This is a genomic window from Enterococcus sp. DIV0756 (genome assembly GCF_051710745.1).
In the GTDB taxonomy this organism is placed as follows: Bacteria; Bacillota; Bacilli; order Lactobacillales; family Enterococcaceae; genus Enterococcus_A.
In genome coordinates this window covers 1660326-1683393 of record NZ_JBIOLF010000001.1, presented here as the reverse complement: position 1 = coordinate 1683393, position 23068 = coordinate 1660326, and the positions used below count along the sequence as shown (strand labels likewise).

22 protein-coding genes and 1 other RNA gene are annotated in these 23068 nt (G+C 38.4%); 6 read left to right on the top strand and 17 right to left on the bottom strand.

Annotated features, from left to right (window positions below; translation table 11 throughout):
* Positions 1 to 175: 175 nt before the first annotated feature.
* The 3 genes from rnpB to IGI44_RS08195 form a co-directional block, all read right to left on the bottom strand.
* An RNA gene (gene rnpB / locus IGI44_RS08205) (RNase P RNA component class B) lies at positions 176 to 549 on the bottom strand.
* Positions 550 to 562: 13 nt separating this feature from the next.
* On the bottom strand, positions 563 to 967 hold the full coding sequence (gene gpsB / locus IGI44_RS08200) for a cell division regulator GpsB (RefSeq protein WP_438787288.1): 405 nt from the start codon (positions 965 to 967) through the stop codon (positions 563 to 565).
* A gap of 68 nt (positions 968 to 1035) precedes the next feature.
* Positions 1036 to 1593, bottom strand: a complete 558-nt coding sequence (locus IGI44_RS08195) for a DUF1273 domain-containing protein (RefSeq protein ID WP_438787287.1) — start codon at positions 1591 to 1593, stop codon at positions 1036 to 1038.
* Between the two features lie 81 nt (positions 1594 to 1674).
* Here IGI44_RS08195 and recU point away from each other — a divergent pair, with 81 nt between their 5' ends.
* Positions 1675 to 2280 carry a Holliday junction resolvase RecU gene (recU, locus tag IGI44_RS08190; protein WP_438787286.1) on the top strand — a complete coding sequence of 202 codons (606 nt, stop codon included), beginning with the start codon at positions 1675 to 1677 and terminating at the stop codon, positions 2278 to 2280.
* A gap of 4 nt (positions 2281 to 2284) precedes the next feature.
* Entirely contained in the window at positions 2285 to 4591 is a 2307-nt protein-coding gene (locus IGI44_RS08185) for a PBP1A family penicillin-binding protein (RefSeq protein WP_438787285.1), read from the top strand.
* Positions 4592 to 4607: 16 nt separating this feature from the next.
* Here the strand turns inward: IGI44_RS08185 and nth are convergent, their stop codons facing one another.
* The 5 genes from nth to IGI44_RS08160 form a co-directional block, all read right to left on the bottom strand.
* On the bottom strand, positions 4608 to 5261 hold the full coding sequence (gene nth / locus IGI44_RS08180) for an endonuclease III (protein WP_438787284.1): 654 nt from the start codon (positions 5259 to 5261) through the stop codon (positions 4608 to 4610).
* Positions 5254 to 5967 (bottom strand): DnaD domain protein, encoded by a 714-nt coding sequence (locus tag IGI44_RS08175; RefSeq protein ID WP_438787283.1) that lies wholly within the window; start codon positions 5965 to 5967, stop codon positions 5254 to 5256. The genes nth and IGI44_RS08175 overlap by 8 nt, the downstream gene beginning before the upstream one ends.
* A gap of 113 nt (positions 5968 to 6080) precedes the next feature.
* Complete coding sequence (locus IGI44_RS08170; protein WP_438787282.1) at positions 6081 to 7424, bottom strand: FAD-dependent oxidoreductase; 1344 nt, start codon at positions 7422 to 7424, stop codon at positions 6081 to 6083.
* 284 nt (positions 7425 to 7708) lie between these two features.
* Entirely contained in the window at positions 7709 to 9703 is a 1995-nt protein-coding gene (gene tkt / locus IGI44_RS08165) for a transketolase (protein ID WP_438787281.1), read from the bottom strand.
* A 93-nt stretch (positions 9704 to 9796) separates the two neighbouring features.
* Entirely contained in the window at positions 9797 to 10039 is a 243-nt protein-coding gene (locus IGI44_RS08160; RefSeq protein WP_301517569.1) for a DUF896 family protein, read from the bottom strand.
* 131 nt (positions 10040 to 10170) lie between these two features.
* Between IGI44_RS08160 and lexA the strand changes: the two genes are divergently transcribed.
* Both lexA and IGI44_RS08150 read left to right on the top strand, forming a co-directional pair.
* The gene (gene lexA / locus IGI44_RS08155) at positions 10171 to 10794 is read left to right on the top strand and encodes a transcriptional repressor LexA (RefSeq protein ID WP_438787280.1); all 624 of its coding nucleotides are present in this window, start codon (positions 10171 to 10173) and stop codon (positions 10792 to 10794) included.
* A gap of 105 nt (positions 10795 to 10899) precedes the next feature.
* A complete protein-coding gene (locus tag IGI44_RS08150; RefSeq protein WP_438787279.1) occupies positions 10900 to 11166 on the top strand; it encodes a hypothetical protein in 267 nt (88 codons plus the stop codon).
* Positions 11167 to 11586: 420 nt separating this feature from the next.
* Here IGI44_RS08150 and IGI44_RS08145 read toward each other — a convergent pair whose 3' ends face one another.
* From IGI44_RS08145 to obgE, 8 genes are all read right to left on the bottom strand, one after another.
* Positions 11587 to 12099: an adenine phosphoribosyltransferase gene (locus IGI44_RS08145; protein ID WP_438787278.1), complete on the bottom strand. Its 513-nt coding sequence runs from the start codon at positions 12097 to 12099 to the stop codon at positions 11587 to 11589.
* 14 nt (positions 12100 to 12113) lie between these two features.
* On the bottom strand, positions 12114 to 14393 hold the full coding sequence (recJ, locus tag IGI44_RS08140; protein ID WP_438787277.1) for a single-stranded-DNA-specific exonuclease RecJ: 2280 nt from the start codon (positions 14391 to 14393) through the stop codon (positions 12114 to 12116).
* 90 nt (positions 14394 to 14483) lie between these two features.
* The gene (locus IGI44_RS08135; protein WP_438787276.1) at positions 14484 to 14912 is read right to left on the bottom strand and encodes a LapA family protein; all 429 of its coding nucleotides are present in this window, start codon (positions 14910 to 14912) and stop codon (positions 14484 to 14486) included.
* Positions 14913 to 14921: 9 nt separating this feature from the next.
* Positions 14922 to 15710 carry an SDR family NAD(P)-dependent oxidoreductase gene (locus tag IGI44_RS08130; protein WP_438787275.1) on the bottom strand — a complete coding sequence of 263 codons (789 nt, stop codon included), beginning with the start codon at positions 15708 to 15710 and terminating at the stop codon, positions 14922 to 14924.
* A gap of 48 nt (positions 15711 to 15758) precedes the next feature.
* Positions 15759 to 16682 (bottom strand): ribonuclease Z, encoded by a 924-nt coding sequence (rnz, locus tag IGI44_RS08125; RefSeq protein ID WP_438787274.1) that lies wholly within the window; start codon positions 16680 to 16682, stop codon positions 15759 to 15761.
* 95 nt (positions 16683 to 16777) lie between these two features.
* Positions 16778 to 17329: a DUF1269 domain-containing protein gene (locus IGI44_RS08120; protein ID WP_438787273.1), complete on the bottom strand. Its 552-nt coding sequence runs from the start codon at positions 17327 to 17329 to the stop codon at positions 16778 to 16780.
* Between the two features lie 151 nt (positions 17330 to 17480).
* Positions 17481 to 18215: a winged helix-turn-helix domain-containing protein gene (locus IGI44_RS08115; protein WP_438787272.1), complete on the bottom strand. Its 735-nt coding sequence runs from the start codon at positions 18213 to 18215 to the stop codon at positions 17481 to 17483.
* Between the two features lie 711 nt (positions 18216 to 18926).
* Positions 18927 to 20240, bottom strand: coding sequence for a GTPase ObgE (obgE, locus tag IGI44_RS08110; protein ID WP_438787271.1), 1314 nt, complete (start codon positions 20238 to 20240; stop codon positions 18927 to 18929).
* 268 nt (positions 20241 to 20508) lie between these two features.
* Between obgE and gap the strand changes: the two genes are divergently transcribed.
* Positions 20509 to 21519, top strand: coding sequence for a type I glyceraldehyde-3-phosphate dehydrogenase (gene gap, locus IGI44_RS08105; RefSeq protein ID WP_438787270.1), 1011 nt, complete (start codon positions 20509 to 20511; stop codon positions 21517 to 21519).
* Between the two features lie 155 nt (positions 21520 to 21674).
* A complete protein-coding gene (locus IGI44_RS08100; RefSeq protein ID WP_438787269.1) occupies positions 21675 to 22424 on the top strand; it encodes a peptidylprolyl isomerase in 750 nt (249 codons plus the stop codon).
* Positions 22425 to 22474: 50 nt separating this feature from the next.
* On the opposite strand, the gene fabZ is transcribed toward IGI44_RS08100, so the two are convergent.
* On the bottom strand, positions 22475 to 22924 hold the full coding sequence (gene fabZ / locus IGI44_RS08095; RefSeq protein ID WP_438787268.1) for a 3-hydroxyacyl-ACP dehydratase FabZ: 450 nt from the start codon (positions 22922 to 22924) through the stop codon (positions 22475 to 22477).
* Between the last annotated feature and the right edge of the window lie 144 nt (positions 22925 to 23068).

Here is a 23068-nt window from a genome sequence, read left to right as displayed (position 1 = left end):
AGTTGGACTGGCAGCTATTTCGTACTAAGGTAATAATTTTTTTCAAAAAGCGAAAAAATTAGTTTTATTCTCATTTCGCATACGATTCCACTAATTGCGCTAAAGCGCAAAGTGGAACTCGCAAAAAAAGACCTTCACAACGCAAAGTTGGAAGGCACCCTGAATTGCTGCAATTTTCTGTAAGCCATGTTTTGTGCGACGATCAACTCAGGGAAGTGTGATCGTCGTGGTAATCATCTATCTCCGGCAAAAATGCCGTCTCTTTCATCGTTCATTTCCTTAGAAAAAGCGCCCCTACCATTGTTTGGGTTGCTCGCTCGAGGGGTTTACCGCGTTCCACCATTTTGATTTCTCAAAATGCTTCGTCACTGTGGCACTTTCAAGAATACTCAGACATAGATTGCTCCTTAGCCTTTTTTTCTGCCGTTACTCCATAAAGAAGTACCTTAGCTTATGGTTTCGCTAAGCACGAACACTACAGACATCTCAGTCTGTGCGAGCATGGACTTTCCTCAGCCTGCGTAGTGCAAACCGCGATCACCCAAAAATTGCATCATTCAAATTAAAACTGACGAGTTTTCTCGATATCGTTTTCGTCTTGAGTGTAGCTTTGACCAAAATCAGAAGCTGAAGTTTGGTTTGCTGCTTGTTGATCGAGTTTTTTACCAAACACTTCTCTTTCAAGATTTGATAAACGTTTCAAGATATCAAAGTTTGTAACAGCTGAACTCTTCGGCGCTGCCTCTTTCACACGTGAAGGTGCTGGCTGAGCTTTAGATAGTTGTTCAACTTTAGCTTTCAAACGATCATTTTCTTCTCTTAGTGTTAATAATTCTTTGTTATAAGCTTCATAATCTTTAATTACATTGTCCAAAAATTCGTCGACCTCAATCGGATCGTAACCACGCATTTTTGTTTTAAATTCTTGCTCCAAAATATCGTTAGGAGTATAGATTACATTCGCCATTTTTCCACCTCATTAGCTCTTATCTTAATTTACTTTCCTATATATTCTAGCTGATAAACCTAAGGAAATCAAACACTATCCCCAAAGTCTGAAGAATTTTCTAAATCATCCATTGTAATTGTAAGCAAATCGTAGGGATTTTGCTCCTGAAATTTTTCTACATCAGCTAAAAAGAATTTGCTTTTTCCAGGATACTCAGTATCATAGACGACTAGCGCCGCTTCTGTATGTTGCAATAAAAAATTTATATGATTTTTAAATTGTCCGGGGTTCTGATACGATTGATGACTGACTGCATCCACGAAATCAGCTGTTTGTACGAGTTCGCTTAAAAGTAATTGATTGTGTTCTTTCCAGTTATTTCCAAACTCTTCAAATGGGAAAATAATGGCTAATTTAATTTCCGGATACTCTTGCTTCAGATCATTGATCACCTGTCCTGCCCAAATTTCTGTTCCGAGGCTACCACTAATCATGACCCATTCCAAACCATTTTCAATCAGTGCAGTCAATTCTCTTTTTAAAACATTCTTAATGACTTGCACACGAGGGTCTTGTTCACTGAAAATTCCTAGTTCGTAGCTTTGATATCCTGTTACGTATAGTCGTTGTATTGTTTCATTCATTGCATTTTCCTTACTTTCACTTAAAAATAAAATATCTTTCAAAAAAATTTGCTATAATAGCAAACAGGAGTGTGATGAAATATGGCCTTTCACTACCCCAATGGTCAGCTATTTTCACAAAAGAATCCAAGAGAACGCCCATTACAAAAAGAAACGACGTTTGCTAATCGCGGCATGCGCTTTGAAGAAGCAATCAATCAAAGCAACGAGTACTACTTAACTCATGATAAGGCAGTTGTCCATAAAAAGCCAACACCACTTCAGATTGTTAAGGTCGATTACCCTAAACGAAGTGCTGCGGTGATTAAGGAGGCTTATTTTAGACAGCCCTCTACAACTGACTATAATGGTGTTTATCGCGGATACTATTTAGATTTTGAAGCAAAGGAATCAAAAAACAAGACCTCCTTTCCACTCAAAAACTTCCATCAACACCAGATCACTCACATGCAGCAATGTTTAAAGCAGGATGCGATTTGCTTTGTTTTACTTTGGTTTTCAAGTTTGAATCGTTGCTTTTTTCTTTCTGCTGAAGAACTGGTAAACTGTTGGAACGAGCAGGAAAATGGGAAAAAATCAATACCGCTAGAATTAATTGAAACAGTTGGTATCGAGATCACACCGCAAATTGCTCCAAGAATCCCTTATTTGGATGCGGTGGAACAATATCTTGAAAAAAGGAGTTAATCAAATGGCTAATCCCTCACGTTCGCAAAAAAAAATGCGAACCTCTCAAGGAAAGGAACCTAAATCAAAAACTAAAAAGAATCGCCATATCGGTCTGAAGATCGCTATCGCAATCGTAGGGGCGCTTTGCGTGGCATTGTTAACCGGTATCGGTATCTTTTTCTACTATGTAAAAGATGCACCAGCTTTGAGTGAAAAAAAATTAGAAGCAACGGTATCATCTAAGCTTTTCGACAGTAACGGAAATATCTTTGAAGACCTTGGTGCCGAAAAACGCGAAAAGGTCAGCGCAAACAAGATTCCACAAGAATTAGATGATGCGATCGTATCCGTCGAGGATCGCCGCTTTTTCAAACATAATGGCGTTGATCCAGTACGTATTGCAGGCTCTGCTTTACACAACCTTACTAATAAGGGTGGTTTGCAAGGCGGAAGTACCCTGACCCAGCAACTGGTCAAGCTTTCTTTCTTTTCAACAACGACTGAGGAAGCGGATAAAACCTTACGTCGAAAAGCCCAAGAAGCATGGTTGGCCATTCAACTAGAGAAGAAGCATTCGAAACAAGAAATTTTAACCTACTATATAAATAAGGTTTATATGGCAAACGGCCTGTATGGGATGGAAACAGCTGCCGAAACTTATTTCGGTAAAGAATTGCAGCATTTGACGATCGCGCAAACGGCGTTATTGGCGGGGATGCCGCAGGCACCTAATTCTTATGATCCTTATAAACACCCGGAAGCTGCCAAGGAACGTCGTGATACAGTACTTTACACGATGCTAAACAACAAAAAGCTTTCTCAAAAAGAGTATGATGCAGCCATCAATGAACCAATTGATCAAGGTTTACTTCCTTTAGAAACAGATAATCAAGAGCGCAAAGTGGCGGATAATTATGTGAAAGAAGTTATTGCTCAAGTTGAAGATAAAACTGGGAAAAATGTTTACACTGACGGCCTAGATATCTACACGAATCTAGACACTGATGCGCAAAATCGACTTTACTCGATTGTAAACGGAGATGAATATGTCCAATATCCGGATGAAGATTTACAAATCGCTGCTACCTTGATGGATAGCAAAACTGGAAAAGTGACAGCTCAAATCGGAGGTCGAAACATTGCGGACGATGTTTACTTAGGCTTGAATCGTGCGGTAAGTACAAACCGCGATTTTGGTTCAACGGTTAAACCTATTACTGATTACGGCCCAGCTATTGAATATGAACAAAAATCCACTGCTGAGCGGATTGATGATCAGCCTTATTATTACGAAGGAACAAAAACGGCCGTTAAGAATTGGGACAACAGCTACCAAGGAAATATTACGTTGCGTCAAGCCCTGTATAATTCTCGAAATGTCCCAGCTGTGAAGCTTTTCAATGAAGTCGGACCTGAAAATGTGTCGAAATTCTTGAAAAATTTAGGTATTCAATATAAAGAAATTCAACAAGCGAATGCAATCTCAAGTAATACGGAAACCCAAGACGGAACGAAATATGGCATTTCCACGGAAAAAATGGCAGCAGCCTATGCTGCTTTTGCTAATGGTGGTACCTATAACGAACCACTATACATCAATAAAATCAAATACCAAGATGGCTCAGAGCAAACCTTTGAAAATAAAGGAAAAAAAGCAATGGAGCCCTACACTGCTTATATGATTACAGATATGTTAAAAGACGTAATTACCAAAGGAACCGGAACGTATGCACAAATTCCTAACCTATTCCAAGCAGGTAAAACGGGAACGTCAAACTATACGGATGATGAATTGGCGAAGATTCCTCATTATGGATCAATTTCACCAGATGTCATGTTCACGGGATATACGCCCCACTATTCCTTGTCTATATGGGCTGGATATGATAAACGGTTAACGCCAATCACCACACAATCGGAAAACATTGCACAAGAGGTTTACCGCGAGATGATGAGCTACGCCTCACAAAATGTCTCAAATGAAGATTGGGTGATGCCTAACGATGTTCTAAGAATCGGGAACGAACTCTACGTTAAAGGAGCTTCATCGGTTCCAGCACCTAGCTATTCCTACCAAAGTTCTTACTATAGTAGTAGTACGTTTAATGAATCAACGAGTTCGAGTAGCAGCAGTGTAGCACCTGAATCAAGTTTGTCAGAATCGTCAACAGTGGCTCCGCCGGCAAGCAGCAATGTTCCACCGGCAAGCTCAACACCGGTGCCATCTTCATCGGCCGCCGAACCCCAACCATCTCAACCGTCGTCAAGTAGTCAGCCTCCTACACAGACACCGGCTGCTCAAAATGAACAACCGAGATCTAGCAATTAAAAAAAAGCCGCTCGAATCACTTTCGAGCGGCTTTTAGTCTGTCTTTTCCATCTTGACACATATCCAACAAAGGACAAATTTCACATTTAGGAGATCGGGCGGTACAATGATATCGACCAAAGAAAATTAAGGTGTGATGACTTTTCACCCATAGTTCCTTTGGGATTTTTCGCATCAATGTTGCTTCAACCTCTGTGACGGAAGCATTTAATTTACATATTCTTAATCGCTTAGTGACCCGTTCGACATGCGTATCAACTGCAATCGCAGGCACTCCAAAAGCATCGCCAAGGACAACATTTGCTGTTTTTCTGCCAACGCCGGGTAATTTAACTAACTCTTCTCTAGATGCAGGAACCACGCCCCCGTAATTGTCCAGCAGCATTTTTGCACAAGCCTTGATGTTTTTAGCTTTATTCCGATACAAACCAATCATTTTGATCTTTGTGATAATATCTTCAATGGGTGCTTGAGCCAAAGCTTCCGGCGTTGGATAAGCTTCAAAAAGCGCTGGTGTCGCTTTGTTAACCGAAACATCTGTCGCTTGGGCACTTAAGATCACTGCGATCAATAGTTGGAATGGTGACTCAGAATGAAGCTCTCCGACTGCATCTGGAAACATATCATACATGCGCGACAAAGCTTCCATTGTTTTCTCTTTGCTAAGCATCCGGGTCCTTCCTTTCTAACCAATTATATAAAGAGACTTTTGGTAATTCTTCAGATTGTTTTTGTTCTTCCTCTTTTTGCAGCAAAATTTGTTTTCGTCGTCGTTGCTCTTCTTCTACTTGGGCCTTTGATCGAATATTTTTCTTTTCCCAGCTTTGCAGAACCGTCTCGATATATTTAAAATTATACGCTTGATTCAAGACAGCCTCCTGTAAGGCTAATTCAATCAAGGCAGGCGAATAATGATCATCGTTCAGCCAATAGCCAATTTTTTGATATTCAATTGGTGATAATGGTCGCCCAAATTCTTGTTCGAAAGAGCGCAGCATTTTCTTTTGTGCTGCCAAATCATTTTCTTCCTCTGCTTCAAAGCGCTGCTGCTCTTTCAACACGTCTAATTTATCAAAAGCTGGAAGTAAATTGTAATGATCACTTTGTTTTCCCTGTTCATCTCGTGCGGTTTCAAGCGAAACAAATTCCATCTCAACAAGTGTGTTCAATGCGGAATAAATCTTTTCAGTCGTACTACCCATATTTTGAGCAATTAAAGTCAAATCAGGAAAATCTTCTCCTGCTTGATGAGCCGCATAAAGCTGCAACCATAACATAAATTCATCGGTTTTCAATCCCAGTTTTGTATAATTTTGTAATAGCAGGTTGGAAATCGTTGTCTCTCCACCTGCTAAATAATCTTTCAATGAAATCATTAAAAATCCTCCGTTCACTTTTTTAGTTTACACTAAAAAATCAGGAAGTCCAATAGTACCAGAGAGTTCTTAGTGGACAAAAAAACAGGAAGGTCTCCCCTCCTGTCGTTTCATTATTTTACTTCAGCTAATGCTGCTTGAGCCAACAGATTCAAGTAGTTCCACGGACGGTCAAAATGAGGTTGGAAGAAGAAATCTTGTAATGCTAGGTCTTCTAAAGTCATTCCGTTTTGGATTGCTACTGATAGAGTATTGGCTGACTGAGTAATGTCATATTTTGATAAAAATTGCGCGCCTAAGATCTTGTTCGTTCCTTTTTCTGAAACAATCTCCATCAAAACTTTTTCAGTTGTCGGCATAAACTCTGGACGATAGTTATCCTCGATCACTGTGACGTTCGCATCAATTCCATTTAGTGCGGCACTTTCCTTCGTTAATCCAGTTGAACCGATTGTCCAGCCAAATAGATAAAGTCCTGAAGTACCTTGCGTCCCGCGATACTTCATTTTTTGTTCGACTAGGTTTTGTCCAACTAGCATTCCTTGACGGACAGCATTCGTTGCTAACGGAATATATTGATCTTGTCCCGTTGGATTATAATGAACCACGGTTGAATCGCCTGCAGAAAAGATATCCGGATCACTTGATTGCATATATTCGTTGACAATAATTGCACCACTTGGCAGCATATCTACTTTTCCTTTAAGCAATTCTGTGTTAGGACGGAATCCTACACAAAGAATCACCATATCCGCATCAAACTCTTTACTTGCTGTTACAACCTTTTTAACGGTACCAGCTTCATCAGCAATAAATTCATCAACATTTTCACCTAATGCTAGAGTAATGCCACGCTCAACCAATTCTTTTTCTAATCGACTTGTAAACGGCTCATCCAAGTATTTATTTAAAATTCTAGGAAGCCCGTCGATTAGTGTTACTTCTTTACCGGATTCAGCAAATGCTTCGACTAATTCGATTCCGATATATCCACCACCGACAACTACTACTTTCTTGGCATCTTTCGCTTGCTCAATAATAACATTTGCCTGGTTATAGTTTTTGCATAAAAGAATATTTTTAGAATCAATTCCTTTGATTGGCGGGATAATCGGCCAAGATCCTGTCGTAACAACCAATTTATCATAATCAACAATTTTTTCTTCATTTGTTTTTAGGTCTTTTGCTGTTACTTTTTTCGCATCTGTATCAATGTTTGTTACATCGTGTTCCATGTTCACTTTTGCACCTAAAGAAGCAAGTTCTTCAGGATTAGAATAAAACAGACCTGCTGGGTCTTTAACGACTCCACCCACATATAAAGCGATTCCACAAGATAAGAAAGAAACGTTGTCATTCCGTTCAAAGACTGTTACATCTGCATCTGGGTGATTTGCTAAAATATTTTTAACGGCCGCGGTACCGGCATGTGTACATCCTACTACTACTACTTTCATTGTCATCCCACTTTCGTTGTTTCGTTTTTTGTTTGCAAACTTTTGCACAAGGACAGTATAACAGAATTTATATTCTGTCTAAATTATTTTGCTCACAGATAAACATTTTTATTCTTCTCAAAGAATTTTTGTAACCGTAATAAATAAAAAAATCAAACAGATAAAAATATTTTTATTATGTAAACAATTTTTTTATACAACTCTCTTGCTGTTTGCCCTCGTTCTATAAATTTAAAAGTAAAAAAACTGAGAAAGTTTCCCTTCTCAGTTTAGACGTACTATGATTATAATTCGTTAAAAGTATTTACGACGTTTTCAACGGTAAAGCCAAATTGTTCTAAGACATAATCGCCAGGTGCAGATGCGCCAAAGTGATCAATGCCGATCATTTTACCATCTGTTCCGATATAACGTTCCCATCCAAATGGTGAAGCTGCTTCGATCGCTACACGTTTTGTGACTGCTTTCGGTAAAACAGACTCTTTGTATGCCTCATCTTGCGCTTCAAATAAATCAAAGCTTGGGAGAGAAACAACAGAAACGTCTTTTCCTTGGGCTTTTAATTCTTTTTGGGCTTGAACGGCCAAGTTCACTTCAGAACCAGTGGCGATCAAGATACCTTCTGGTGTATCTGACTCAGCTTTAGAAATTACATAACCGCCCTTAGCTACGCCTTCTTTAGCCATAGCTTTGCTGTTCGGTAAAACTGGCAAGTTTTGACGACTTAATACTAAAATGGTTGGTTTGTTTTTCGTTTCTAAAGCTTGAATCCATGCAGCTGAAGTTTCATTACCATCAGCCGGACGAATGACCTGCACATTTGGCATGCAACGAACGCTTGCTAACTGTTCGATTGGTTCATGCGTAGGGCCATCTTCACCAACTGCAACAGAATCGTGGGTTAACACATAAATAACCGGTAAGTTTTGAATCGCTGACATCCGAACTGCTGGACGTAAGTAATCAGTGAAGACAAAGAATGTTCCACCGTACACACGAGTGCCACCATGCAGGTGAATCCCATTCATAGCACTTGCCATCGCAAATTCCCGAACACCGAACCAAATATTGCGACCTTCATAGGAGTCAGGTTGGAATTCTTTTTCATCAGCAATTGTTGTGTTGTTTGAACCAGATAAATCCGCTGATCCGCCCCAGATGTTTGGTACAGCTTTCGCAATTGCTTGGATCGCATCTTTACTTGATACACGACTTGCTTGAGCCGTTCCATCTTCATAAACTGGTAAACTTTCTTCCCAGTTTTCTGGAAGTTCCCCTGCAAAGGCCATTTTGAATTGTTTCGCTAATTCAGGATGGGCATTTTCATAATTTGAAAACATAGCATCCCAATCAGCTTCAGTTTTAGCACCTTTATCATTAATTTCTTCCTTAAAGCGTTTAGCTACTTCTTCTGGAACGGTGAAGTCAGGATATTCCCAACCATATACAGCTTTCGCAGCATCGATTCCATCTTGTCCAATTGGAGCACCGTGAACTGCTGAGGTTCCTTCTTTTGGTGAACCGAAACCAATCACTGTTTTAATCTCGATCAAGGTTGGTTTATCCGTTTCAGCCTTCGCTTCATCAATGGCCTTAGAAATTGCTTCTAAATCATTGCCGTCTTTAACTAAAATATGTTGCCAACCGTAAGCCTCATAACGTGCACCAACATTTTCAGTAAAGGCTTTTGACGTTGGGCCATCTAATGAAATATCATTTGAATCATATAATACAATTAGTTTACCAAGCTTCATATGACCAGCCATAGAACTAGCTTCGCCAGAAACACCTTCCATCAAGTCGCCATCACCACATAAAGCGTATGTGTAATGATCGATTACATTAAAGCTGTCACGGTTGTAAGTTGCCGCTAAATGCGCCTCAGCCATTGCCATCCCAACAGACGTTGAAATACCTTGACCTAAAGGACCTGAAGTTGCTTCTACGCCATCTGTATGATGGAACTCAGGATGACCGGGTGTTTTACTTTCCCATTGACGGAAATTCTTTAAGTCGTCAATTGTTACTTGATAGCCCGCAAGATGCAAAAGACTATAAAGCATTGCAGAACCATGTCCTGCTGATAGAATGAAGCGGTCACGATTTGGCCAGTTTAATGACGTTGCAGGGTTAACATTCAAATGTTTTGTCCATAAAGCATACGCCATTGGAGCAGCCCCCATTGGTAAACCTGGATGACCTGAGTTTGCTTTTTGGATTGCTTCAATACTTAACGTTCTGATTGTGTTTACACCTAGTTGATCGATTTTGTCGAACAAATTAGTTCCTCCTTTTTGGTCATAAATACTTTAATTACAGATTCATTGTAACCGATTTATTTTAACATTTCAATCACTTAACCAGTAAAAGATTTATTTTCTGTTGTGCAGGCCTTTTTCTTTTTGGATCTTTTTCAATTTCTCTGGAGTAACATCGTTGCCTTCAGGATCAACAACTTTCATTCCTTCAATGTGGTGACGCATTCCACTGCGAAAAGAAGAAATATACTCTTCTCTTAAGACTTTCTGCTCATGTGCTTCTGCGTCTGTTAATCCGACTGTTTTCTTTTTCTTTGCTAACTCGTTGATGCGTGCAATAGTTTCATCATTAATCATCTTAAGCACCTCTTTTCCCCTTCTAATTATACATAAAAAAAAATAAGTTGAAAGTACCAAGAAATACGAACGCTTGTTTGATTTGTTTGAATAACTATGCTACACTAAAAAAACGAAAGAAGGTGCGGGCATTGGCAAAAAGAACGGAAACAAAACAACTAGAAGTTTTACGTTTCATTCATGAACGCGTTGAAGATAAAGGTTACCCACCCACTGTTAGAGAAATCGGAGAAGCTGTGAATCTTTCATCTACATCAACAGTTCACGGCCACTTATCCAGATTAGAGAAAAAGGGTTGGATTCAACGGGACCCAACAAAACCTAGAGCAATCGAATTAACCGTAACTGGTTTAGAAAAAATTGGAGTAACTCCGCAGGTCATTCCTATGTTAGGTGTAGTTACCGCCGGTGAACCAATTTTAGCAGTAGAGGAAGCTTCCGACTTCTTCCCTGTTCCTCCAGATCTTTCTAGCGAAGAAGGCAGCTTATTTATGTTGACGATTCGCGGTGAAAGTATGATTAACGCAGGTATCTATGATGGTGATCATGTCATTGTCAGAAAGCAATCAACAGCCACAAACGGCGAGATCGTGATCGCTATGACGGATGAGAATGAAGCAACCTGTAAGAGATTTTATCGCGAAGCTGATCATATTCGTTTGCAACCTGAAAATGATGAGTTAGCACCGTTGATTTACGATAATGTTTCTATTCTTGGTAAAGTAGTTGGCTTGTACCGAAACCATATTTATTAATCGGAATTGATTTCCGATTATTTTTTTCTTTACAAAACGAACAAACATTCGTATAATAGAAATACAAACACACGTTCGCGTATTTATATATAGGAGTGATTATTGATGAAAGCAGTAAGAAGATTTGGTTTAATTATCGCCGTATTGTTGCTAGGATTATTGATCGGTAAGTTAGGTTCTTTAGCTACGGTCGTCATTTTCTCTGGTTTGTTTCTTGTCTGGTTCATGTTGTGGGATGAACGGAAGTATGCGCAGCATTATGCTGAGCGTCAACTCGATGAAGAAGAGTTCGAGGATGAACAATACTATAAGGAACCAGCCGAAGATTTTTATTACGTGACTTACGATCATCATTATCACAAGTCCGCTTAAATTGTTTTACAAGCTGCTAATTTTTCTAGCAGCTTTTTTGACTATACAGGAAGAAGCAATTCACCCATGAATAAATTGTTTACAGCAGGTATATCTATGTCCGGCTTCACGAACTAACTTTTCTACGCATGAAGTTACTGCTAAACTCCATTAAGCAGAACTAGTCTATCGACAATAAAAAAATATTTCGATATTTAAGAAGCACCGATTAAGTACCAATCAACATCAGTTCTCTTCGATCACTATGTTTCTTGGCAATTTAGAACGAACTATTTGGGTCTTGTTGCTGAGACACACAGGGATTGCTTACAGAGCTAATCTGGTACTCAAAAACTGAGCGAGTTCGCAAAGCCTTTCTTACGTTAAATTCAAAAAAACTACAAAAAATGAGCTGAAGAAAATTCTCCAGCTCATTTTTTACTAATAGTCCATCAAAGTTAAGATATCATACCCTTGAATTTTATCGCGGCCATGTAATTCTTCTAACTCAATTAAGAAAGCGCAGCCGACAACGACACCACCAAGTTTTTCAACTAGTTCAATTGTGGCCTTAATCGTTCCGCCAGTTGCTAGTAAATCGTCAGTGATTAATACACGTTGTCCTGGTTTAATCGCATCACTATGAATCGTCAATGTATCTGTTCCATATTCTTTTTCGTATTCTACCTCGATCACTTCACGAGGCAATTTACCAGGCTTGCGAACAGGCGCAAAGCCTAAGCCTAGTTCAAACGCCACAGGACATCCTACAATGAATCCACGGGCTTCTGGCCCCACAACCATGTCAATTTGTTTTTCTTTCGCATAATTCACGATCTGTTTTGTTGCTTCGCGATAAGCTTCACCGTCAGCCATAAGGGGTGAGATATCACGGAAAATGATCCCTTCTTTAGGATAATCTGGGATACTAGCAATATAATCTTTCAAATTCATTTCGGTATTTCCTCCTAGCTTTTCAGCCAATTTCTAATCGTTTGAATATCATTCATCAATAAAAATTCTTCACTATCAATTCGAGCCATGCGTTTCTGGTAAATCTTACTCTCTTCAAAAGCACGAGTTTCTGGTGATTCAACCATTTGTAAAACGCCGTCGTCTATTGTAACAAATTTCAGCTCGGAAAACACGTGAATCATAAATACTAATAATTTTTCTGGAATTCTTAAGTAATTCGAAACAACTTTCAGTTTAAAACGAATATCTACTCGCGGTTGTTTTTGAAAAAATTGGTATAATTTCGCAAATTGATCGCGCTTCGGCATCCCATTAAGATAAGCGTCATCAGGACTGTAAAGAAATAAATAAATTCGCTCAAAGCGTCCTTTATTTGTGATTTCCTTCAACAGATTTCTTTGATCTGGACAATCGAGAACAACTAGTTGATCGTAGTCTGTCCAATTAATTGTTTCATCATATAAAGACACTGGCTTTTGTAGTTCTTTCGTAAAGAATTTCAGGCTTTTCGTTTGAAAAGCTAAATAAAGAACGTTTTCGCCTTCAATTTTTTGATTCCACGTATATTTTGCTCGGCGATCAACCACCTGTAATCCGTCAGATGCAAAATCAATCAAACGAAGTTGGACTTTTTTCTGACCGTTCCATTCATTAATCTCTAAATCTCCGACAAATTTTGTCTCTGGCTGTTGAATTTCTTCACTTTCATCACCAAAACCAAAACCAATTGCATCTAGCTGACTATCTTCATTTTTCAATGAAAATTTAACGTGTTGCTGATCGCTGCCAATACGCTTAAATAGACTGACATTTCCTTCAACCAAGAAATGTGGTGCTGGATTATCTGTTCCAAAAGGCGCTAATTTTTTTAATTCTTCAACAAATTTTAGATTAATAGTCGATAATGGTAATTCTTCATCAATTAGGAGCCCGGAGCCCTTACTTAAATCAATTTGTTCAGCAGAGATGTAGTCATTCATCATTTTCTGAAGAACAGGAATGTTCTCTGCTGGCATAGTTAATCCTACAGCTGCAGCATGTCCCCCGAAATGAGTAAACTTAGAACGCATGGTATTCAACATACCAAACAAATCTAAAGCTTCAATGCTTCGTCCTGATCCCTTCGCAACCCCATTTTCATCTATTGATAGAATGATTGTTGGGTGTCCCGTCTGCTTCAAAATATTTCCAGCAACAATTCCTAAGACACCGGGATTCCACCCTTCTGCAGCAATCAAATGAACAGCATCTTCTGGATTAATTAATGCGGCCGCTTCAGCAGTTGTTTCTTGTACGATTTTTTTCCGTTCATCATTGATCTGATTTAATTTTTCGGCTAGTTGATGTGCAACCTCTCCATCAAAGGTTGTCATTAATTCAACAGCGGGATTAGGATCACCTAAGCGACCAATAGCATTTAGCCTTGGTCCCACACTGAAACCAATACTTGTTTCATCAACCTTTTGCAAATCAATACTGCTAATTTTCAGTAATTCTAAAAGGCCTAAACGCTGTGTTTGTTTAATAGCCTGTAAGCCAAGCTTCACAAGATTACGATTTTCCCCGGTCATTGATACCAAATCCGCAACTGTTCCAATAGTAACCAGATCCAACATCTCTAATGGTACTTCCTCCAATAATGCCGTCGCTAATTTAAAGGCAACACCTGCCCCAGCTAGCTCCCCAAATGGATAATGCCCGTCTGGATGTCTAGGGTGCACAATGCAATAGGCATCTGGCAAAACCGGCGGCATCTCATGGTGATCAGTTACAATTACATCCACTCCTTGCGAATTAGCAAAGTCAATCGCTTCGTTCCCCGCAACACCATTATCTACGGTAATGATCAATTGAGTTCCCTCATTGATCTTTTCTGCGAACAACTCTTTATTTGGACCATAACCGTGGATAAATCGATTCGGCAAGACGTAATGAACATCTGCACCAATCATTTCCAACGATTCTAGCATAATTGACGTACTAGTGATCCCATCCGCATCGTAGTCCCCATAGATCAAAATCCGTTGCTCTTCCATGATAGCGTTTTGAATTCGTTCGACTGCTTTATCCATATCATGCATCAAAAACGGATCATGAAGATCGTCGATATTTGCTCTCATCAATTGCGAAAAATCGTTCATTGTATGTATATTTCGATTCCATAAAAGTTCAGCAAACATTTCGCTGTATCCTTGACTCACCATATTTTCTTTAAAGGTGGAATCTATTGGAGTCGCGTCTCTGAACTGCCAATCGAAGCTTGATTTTTTCACTGTATCACTTCCCAACCGTATTAGTATAGCAAAAAAGAAACGGACAAGAAAGAGAAGAAGACCTTAGTTTTCTAACTAAGGTCTTCTTTCTTAATCATAATAATCAATTGGCTGTTTCTTCTCATGGTCATTTTGAGAGCTTTGCATCGAAGCCAAAGCTTGATCTTTCTCTTTTAAAAGACTTTCGTAATTTGCTTTCAACACTGCGATTTCATTTTCTTGTTCACGTTGGAAAGCTGCTTTTTCTTCTGCCAATTTTTTTTCATTATTCGATTCGTAACTTTGAATTGTTTCCTTTAATTGTTTAATTTCTTTACGTTGTTGAAATACTGTCGCACCGGAAGTTAAAAAGACAACTAACGCTCCTATTAGAGCCGATCCAATAATCACTAAAACAAGTGAAGAGTAGATTTTCTTAATTAAGAAATTCACTGGGACCTCTTGGCTATTGGAAAGCGCGAAGATTACAATCAACAAGACTAAAATAAATCCTAAAAAAACTTTCCATTGTTTTTTCATTTGGCCTTCCTACTTCCTGTTAAATAATCCACCCGCTAGAAAATCCCCGATATGTGGGAATAGGGTATAAAAACGACTAGCCCCTTCCATGATGAACGGACGATTAATCTCACGTGTCGGTTTACCCATTTTATTCACGATTGTTTTAGCCAATTTTTGAGGATCTAAGACGATCCCATCTAAATTTTCTAAATAACTACCGCTTGGATCAGCCTTATCGAAGAATTCGGTAGCGATTGGTCCCGGATTAACCGTTGTTACAAAAACATTTGCCGGCCGCAACTCTAGACGTAATGCATTTGAAAAACCCAGAACCGCGAATTTTGTTGCTGAATAAACTGTAGATTTTGGCGTCGCCATTTTTCCTGCCATAGAAGCCACGTTGAAAATATGCCCGGATTTATTATTAACCATAGAAACAGCAATTTTTTGTGTAAAATACATCATGCCTAAAACATTTACATCAAACATTTTTTTTGCGACATCTAAGTCAAATTCAACGAAACTATCAAACAGACCAAACCCTGCATTATTTACCAAAATATCGACATTTCCCACTTCATCTGCGATTTTTCCGATCACAGTTTCTACGCTTTCTGGGTCAGCGATATCTAATTGAAAAGCGTAGGCTTCTTTGCCGCTTAACTCACTACAGTGTTCCCTTACTTGACCAATCAAGTTGATCCGTCGAGCACATGTGACAACAATTGCTCCGCGTTTAGCTGCTTCGTAACAAATTTGCTCGCCTAAGCCGGCTGATCCGCCAGTCACTACGACTACTTTATCGGTTAAATCCATCAAGCTTCCTTCTTTCTTTTAATGTACTATTACATTCTTACGTGATTTTTATGAAAATGGAACATCAACAACATCGAAATCTTTTGCGATCTGTGTATTTGGAAATATCTCACGAGCCTCATCTTCTAATTCTTTCGCTTCTTTGGCCAGATACCTTGCAGAAATATGCGTCAAAATTAGCTTTTGTGCTTGCGCTTCTTTGGCAATTGCTGCTGCCTGGTGGGTAGTCGTGTGGAAGTAAGCTCGAGCAAGTTTTGCTTCATTCTTATTAAAGGTACTTTCATGTACGATCACATCACTAGCTTTAGCGAATTCCGCGGATCGGTCGGTAAATCGGGTATCACCAAAAATGGTTACGATTCGTCCCTTTTTACTTTCCCCTACAAAATCTGTTCCGTCAATCACTCGTCCATCAGATAAGGTTACCTTTTGACCTTGCTTTAACTTCCCGTATATTGGACCAGCTGGAATACCTAACGCTACTAATTTTTCTACCTGAAGCATCCCTTCATGATCTGCTTCTTTCACACGAAAGCCATAACTATCAATTCCATGATCCAATCGCATACATTCAACAGTAAATTGCTTATCTTTAAAAATGACCCCTTCACTCAACTCGATGAACTTCAACGGATAAGCTAAGTGAGTTTTTGTCACTTGTAATGACGTTCGTACATAATTTTCTAACCCAACTGGACCATAGATGGTGATTGGTTCCTCACCACCCTGAAAAGAACGGCTACTTAATAAACCAGGTAACCCAAAGATATGATCACCATGCAAATGAGAAATAAATATCTTTTCGATTTTACGAGGTTTAATATTTGTTCGCAAAATTTGCATTTGCGTTCCTTCACCACAATCAAATAACCAAATTGCATTTCGCTCATCTAATAACTTTAAGGCTAGACCACTAACATTTCGATGTTTTGCGGGTACACCTGCGCCCGTTCCTAAAAATTCTAATTCCATAATCTTCCTGACTTTCTATCAAATTAACCTTATTTTAGAAGAAAGTCCTGCTCAGTGCAATCTAAATAGAGAATTAATTCTTTTTCCGATTTTGATTACTCTTCTAAATTATTCTTTTCCTCAGTCTTTGCTTTTTCTTTAGAAGCTTTTGCCATCTCTTGCGTCTTTTTAACTTCATTCTCAACTTCTTCATAATCAAGACGAGTGATTTCTCCACCAAGTTCCATCATAACCAATTGATTTAACGGACGATTATCATCTTCTTCTGCAATTAAAAGCAATGCAGTATCTCCCTCGCCGATTTTATCAATTAAAAATTCAAAAACACCAGTAGCTTCTCGAACTTCCTTCGCATCCTGTGTAGCGCCAATCATTCCTCCGGTGAACCAACCCAATAAAATACCGATTGGACCACCAAGAATGCCGACCATCATACCGATTAAACCACCAGTGGAACTTTTGTTACTGCCAGTGAAATCTAAAAAATCTTCAATCTCAAATTTGTGTTCGCCATCATCAGAATGATGTACAACAGCCATTTGTTCCCCTTTAAATGACTTATTCATGTGTAGCCGTTTAGCCTTAGAGAATGCCTCATAGGCTTTTGATTCAACATCGAAGTTCATAATGATTACTCGTTTTTCCATTAATTTTCGCTCCCTTATTCGTTTGATTCTAGTTTAGCAATAAAAAGAAATTTTGGAAAATAGTATGAGTTATCCTTTCGAAATTTATTGATACAAAAAAGATTGTAGAGACTACTCTAAGGAGAATAGTCTCTACAATCCAAATTGACAATTAGTTTCCAGTTTTAATTTCTTCCATAATACGATCATCAATAATGTAGTGATCAAAGAAAACTTTTGATAATTGATATCCCTCGCCCCAATTCGTGCGAATGACATCATATTCAACACCATCGATTTTTAACTTGTTGCGTAAATGTTTGATAATCGTTGATAAACGAGTCATATGACTTGCGGAGTCGCTGTCACCCCAAATTTTTACTGCCAAATCATTTCGGCTAATAGGTGCTTCTTTCGTTGAAATCAATGTACTCAACATTTCACGTTCAGAACGTGTTAAATTCCACAATGGAATTGGACGTTTCTCTTGTTCGTTTTCTTTTTGTTGTGTACGCATACCAAAACCAATTGAATAAACAGATTCTTTCAATGTTTTCTCAGCAAGTTTCTCTCTTAACCCGCTAAGTGTTTCATCTTCAAGGAGCCATTCATCAACACCTTGAGACTCCCAATCTGCTTTTTCTTCTTTTTGAGGCATCCGATCTGTTTCTCTGATGATCGTGAATTTTTCACCGACCTCTTCAAGAATTATTGATAACTCTTGATCAGAAATTGTTTCACTAACAATTAAAACATCAAAAAAGCTCATTACTTCTAATGGTACTTGCTTCGCTTGAAGCATTGTTAGTAATTTTGCTGAACTTAAAACTTCAATGTTTAGACGTTGCAGCTTTTCAACTAAAGGTCTCTCAACTAAAATATTGTGCGTTAAAATTAATACTTGCATCACATTATTCCCCTTTTTTATTATTAAAAATAAGTTTCCAACCGATTGACTAGGAAAGTTTTATTAATTAACAATATAATTATTACTTGTTACAATGTTAGTTTACACCGGCGTGGTCTATTACGCTACCCAAAAGCTTATATTTCAGTACTCACAATTAGAATTATTGATAAAATTTTTGGGTTAAAAAAACTTTTCTTAGATAAAATAATTCAATAGTCATATTTAAACAACACTTTTTTGAATCATTCATAAAAATTTAGAACATATAACTCCAGTAATTTTATTAAGGGCTTAGTAACAAAATAAATTCTTTTGTCCAAATAAAACCGATAACAGCGTTGTAAAAATAAGATTTAATCACTTTAGCATCTCTTTCACTCTCAATCGAAACCATTTAAGAAAGATCTTAAGAGGCCATTTTCTTTTAATTTTATCAGTTATTGATACTTACAAAAAAATAGCGATTAAACTAGTTAAAAATAACACGTTATTTTCTATTTTTTTATTCTCATTGTTTTTTTAAAATCTCAAAATTCTTCAATCAATAATTTCTCTTAAAAATAAATTAATAATTGACAACATCTTTTGTGTTGGTTTTTTCAAATTGGTCTATTTATTGATAATTAAAAACACTTTCTTTTAGCTTTCTTCACACAAAAAAGTACCGCAAAATGAATTGCGATACTTTTTTTGATAGAGTATTTTTATTTAATCCACAAATTCAAATTCAAATTTATCGATTCGTACGAGATCGCCATCTTTTGCTCCTCGAGCACGTAATGCCTCATCGACGCCCATCGAACGAAGTTGACGAGCAAAACGCATAACTGTTTCATCGTGATCAAAGTTTGTCATCTTAAAGAGCTTCTCTAATTTCTCGCCACTGAGTACCCAAGTTGCATCCGGTTCACGAGTGATCGTAAATTCTGGTTCGTTTGATTGGAAGCCATAATTAACTGTATCTTCTTCTACTTCCTCGTCATACAACAAGAATTCTGGTGTCACCTCTAATAGATCCGCTGTAGCATTCAACAAATTATCCAATCCCTGCTTTGTAATCGCTGAAATTGCAAAAACAGGAATATCATCGGCAAATTCATCTTTCTTGTCTTTTTTCAACGCTTCTTTAAACTTCTTCAAGTTTTCTTCCGCATTTGGCATATCCATCTTATTGGCAACAATAATTTGTGGGCGCTCCAACAAGCGTAAATTATGTGTACTTAGCTCTTTATTAATCGCTTGGTAGTCTTCATAAGGCTCGCGACCCTCCATTCCGCTCATATCGATCACATGTAAAATGACACGTGTGCGCTCAATATGTCGTAAGAATTGAGTTCCCAAACCAACACCTTGCGATGCTCCCTCAATCAAACCTGGTAAATCAGCAGCTGCAAAACTACGTCCATCACTGGTGGTGACCATTCCTAAGTTAGGTACCAACGTAGTGAAATGATACGCTCCTATTTTTGGTCGTGCTGATGAAATGACTGAAAGGATCGTTGACTTTCCAACAGAAGGGAAACCAACTAAACCAACATCAGCTAAGACCTTCAATTCTAGTTCGATATTTCGTTCCTGACCTGGTTCACCGTTTTCTGCTAACTCAGGCGCTGGGTTTCTTGGAGAAGCAAAACGAGTATTGCCTCGCCCACCTCGCCCGCCGTGAGCGACAATCAATTCTTGACCATTTTCAATTAAGTCACCTATTAAAGCACCAGTATCGGCATCACGAACAGTCGTTCCAGGTGGGACGCTAACATACGTATCTTCAGCTCCACGTCCGTGCATTCCTTTACTCATTCCGTTTTCTCCTGGAGTGGCTCTAAAATGACGATTATAACGAAAATCCATCAATGTACGTAACCCTTCATCAACGACTAGAATCACATCGCCGCCTCGTCCGCCATCGCCGCCGGCTGGTCCGCCATCAGGTACGTATTTTTCACGACGGAAAGCAACCATTCCGTCGCCGCCTTTACCAGCTTTGACATCAATTGTTACTTGATCTAAAAACATGGACATCTTCGTGTCCTCCTTCACTCTTTATTTTATTGACTACTGAATCTCCACATTAAACAAAGTCTCGTTTATTGTAGCTAGATTACGCGAAAAAGTCCATTCTTATTGATAGAAGCTTAAGAAAAAAATTGGTGGGCTCTCTTTTTATAGTGATTTTCCTATAAATATATTTCTCAGGTAATATCTTTTGACAAAAAAATTGATGCGTTGCAAAATGAAAAATGTAAGGCATCAAGCTTTGCTTGATATTAAAAAGGAGGAACTTTTGGTTATGACAGTAAAAGTAGGTATTAATGGATTTGGACGTATTGGTCGTTTGGCTTTCCGCCGGATCAAAGAAGTATCAGACGATATCGAAGTAGTAGCAATCAACGACTTAACAAGTCCTACAATGTTGGCACAATTATTACAATTTGACTCAACACATGGCACATACCCTGGAACAGTTACTGCGACAGAAGATTCAATCGTTGTTGACGGTGAAAAAACGCGTGTATATGCTGAACCAGATGCAAGTAAAATCCCTTGGGTAAAAGAAAACGGTGTTGACATCGTGCTTGAGTGTACTGGATTCTATACTTCAGAAGAAAAAGCACAAGCTCACTTAGACGCAGGTGTTAAACGTGTCGTTATCTCAGCCCCAGCAGGTCAAATGAAAACAATCGTTTACAACGTAAATGATGATACTTTAGATTCTAACGATAAAATTATTTCAGCAGGTTCTTGTACAACCAACTGCCTAGCCCCTATGGCTTACTTCTTAAATGAAGAATTCGGTATTGAAGTTGGTACAATGACTACCGTTCATGCTTACACTTCAACTCAAATGTTGTTAGATGGACCGGTTAAAGGCGGTAACTTACGTGCTGCACGTTCTGCTGCTGATAATACGATTCCACATTCAACTGGTGCTGCTAAAGCTATCGGCTTAGTAATTCCAGAATTGAACGGAAAATTACAAGGACATGCACAACGTGTTCCTGTTGTTGATGGTTCATTGACTGAATTGGTATCAATTCTTAAAACAAAAGTAACTGCTGATCAAGTCAACGAAGCGATTAAGAAACATACCGTTGATAACCCATCATTTGGTTACGACGATCGCGAAATCGTTTCTGGTGATGTCATCGGAACTACTCAAGGATCAATCTTTGACCCAACACAAACTGAAGTAACTTCAGCGGGCGACTACCAATTAGTTAAAACAGTTGCTTGGTATGACAATGAATACGGCTTTACTTGCCAAATGATTCGTTTGTTAGAAAAATTTGCTAATTTATAAAATTCGAGTAGCATTCAAGGAGATCATTTTTGATCTCCTTTTTTTATTGGGCATTTCAATAAATTTTTTGAAGCAAAAGTCACCTTTTTTTCATAGGAACTGACTTAAAAGTTTGTTATCATAAGAATGATAATAAGTTTGAAAAGGAGAATTATATGCAATTCAAAAAATTAATGATCGGTGCAAGCTTAGCCTTGTCGATCGGATTATTCGCCGCTTGTGGCAGCGATAATGCTACGAAAGATACAAAAGAAAGTGCCACAAAAACAACGGAATCCAGTGTAGATTTAAATAAATTGGATTTGCCTCAGTTGAACGATAAAGTTACTGATGATGAATACTTAGTGGAACTTGTTACAACTGAAGGAAACATAAAGATCAAGCTTTTCCCAGAACAAGCACCAAAAGCAGTAGAAAACTTTGTTAAACATGCTAAAGGTGGTTACTATAAGGACACACCTTTCCATCGAGTGATCAAGGACTTTATGATCCAAGGCGGCGACCCTAAAGGTGATGGTACTGGCGGTGAAAGTATTTGGAAAAAAGGCTTCAAGACCGAAGATTCCAAGCAACTTTATAATATCCGCGGTGCGCTTTCAATGGCACGAGCAGAATCTCGCAGCAGTAACGGCAGTCAGTTCTTTATCGTAACGAATAATGAAGATCAGAGTGACGGTTTAGCGATTCAATACTATCCTGAAAAAATTATCGAAGCCTACAAAAAAGGTGGCGCACCAAAATTAGACGGTGAGTACACCGTGTTTGGTCAAGTCACTGAGGGTATGGATGTTGTTGATAAGATTGCAGGCGGTGAAGTCAAGGACAGCGGTTCTGGTGAAAAATCAACACCTGTTGATCCGGTGAAGGTCACAGAAGTAAAGGTCTTGCAAGAACCGAAGAAATAGTCAAAAGAACCGAATTTTCTTTAATTGAGAGAATTCGGTTCTTTTTTAAATTATTTTTTTTGATCTTTGTCTCCAACGATAAATGTGAACTCACATTCCGTTACGACTTTATCTTCTACTGTTGCCCATGCCTTTGCCGTGCCCACAGGACCTTTGACTTTCTGAATATCAAAATTCAAAAATAATGTGTCTCCAGGTCGTACGAATTCTAAAAAGTTTGCCTTATTGATACCGCCAATATAGGCTGTCTTCCCTTCAAACGCTGCTGATTTCAAGATTAGCAACGAACCTGCTTGAGCAAGTGCTTCTACAATCAATGTTCCAGGCATAATTGGTTCACCTGGAAAATAGCCTTGGAAGAAATCTTCGTTCATAGTTAAGTTCTTTACCGCTGTGATATGCTTCTCGTCTTCAAACTCTGTGACCGCATCTAAATAATAAATGGGAAAGCGATTCGGAATCGCAGCCATAATTTCTTCGACATTCATAATTTTTTCCATTTTGCACCTCTATGAATATTTTATTTGATTATCAAACTATCATATTCTAACAGTTTAATCAAGACGTATTAGAACAATTGAAAAAATAGTTTGACAATCAAAGCTTTTTACAACATAATGAGAGCATATTATTTTTTATATTAC

Excerpts from the sequence above, each read along its gene's own strand:
- IGI44_RS08160 (WP_301517569.1), bottom strand. The coding sequence starts at position 10,039 with ATGATTAATGATGAAACTATTGCACGCATCAACGAGTTAGCAAAGAAA.
- recU (WP_438787286.1), top strand. The coding sequence starts at position 1,675 with ATGGCCTTTCACTACCCCAATGGTCAGCTATTTTCACAAAAGAATCCA.
- IGI44_RS08195 (WP_438787287.1), bottom strand. The coding sequence starts at position 1,593 with ATGAATGAAACAATACAACGACTATACGTAACAGGATATCAAAGCTAC.
- IGI44_RS08170 (WP_438787282.1), bottom strand. The coding sequence starts at position 7,424 with ATGAAAGTAGTAGTAGTAGGATGTACACATGCCGGTACCGCGGCCGTT.
- fabZ (WP_438787268.1), bottom strand. The coding sequence starts at position 22,924 with ATGGAAAAAATTATGAATGTCGAAGAAATTATGGCTGCGATTCCGAAT.
- IGI44_RS08145 (WP_438787278.1), bottom strand. The coding sequence starts at position 12,099 with ATGAATTTGAAAGATTATATTGCTAGTATCCCAGATTATCCTAAAGAA.
- obgE (WP_438787271.1), bottom strand. The coding sequence starts at position 20,240 with ATGTCCATGTTTTTAGATCAAGTAACAATTGATGTCAAAGCTGGTAAA.
- gap (WP_438787270.1), top strand. The coding sequence starts at position 20,509 with ATGACAGTAAAAGTAGGTATTAATGGATTTGGACGTATTGGTCGTTTG.
- IGI44_RS08150 (WP_438787279.1), top strand. The coding sequence starts at position 10,900 with ATGAAAGCAGTAAGAAGATTTGGTTTAATTATCGCCGTATTGTTGCTA.
- IGI44_RS08115 (WP_438787272.1), bottom strand. The coding sequence starts at position 18,215 with ATGCAAGTATTAATTTTAACGCACAATATTTTAGTTGAGAGACCTTTA.
- rnz (WP_438787274.1), bottom strand. The coding sequence starts at position 16,682 with ATGGAATTAGAATTTTTAGGAACGGGCGCAGGTGTACCCGCAAAACAT.
- IGI44_RS08135 (WP_438787276.1), bottom strand. The coding sequence starts at position 14,912 with ATGAAAAAACAATGGAAAGTTTTTTTAGGATTTATTTTAGTCTTGTTG.
- gpsB (WP_438787288.1), bottom strand. The coding sequence starts at position 967 with ATGGCGAATGTAATCTATACTCCTAACGATATTTTGGAGCAAGAATTT.
- IGI44_RS08130 (WP_438787275.1), bottom strand. The coding sequence starts at position 15,710 with ATGGATTTAACCGATAAAGTAGTCGTAGTGACTGGCGGATCAGCCGGC.
- nth (WP_438787284.1), bottom strand. The coding sequence starts at position 5,261 with ATGCTTAGCAAAGAGAAAACAATGGAAGCTTTGTCGCGCATGTATGAT.
- IGI44_RS08120 (WP_438787273.1), bottom strand. The coding sequence starts at position 17,329 with ATGGAAAAACGAGTAATCATTATGAACTTCGATGTTGAATCAAAAGCC.
- IGI44_RS08175 (WP_438787283.1), bottom strand. The coding sequence starts at position 5,967 with ATGATTTCATTGAAAGATTATTTAGCAGGTGGAGAGACAACGATTTCC.
- IGI44_RS08100 (WP_438787269.1), top strand. The coding sequence starts at position 21,675 with ATGCAATTCAAAAAATTAATGATCGGTGCAAGCTTAGCCTTGTCGATC.
- IGI44_RS08185 (WP_438787285.1), top strand. The coding sequence starts at position 2,285 with ATGGCTAATCCCTCACGTTCGCAAAAAAAAATGCGAACCTCTCAAGGA.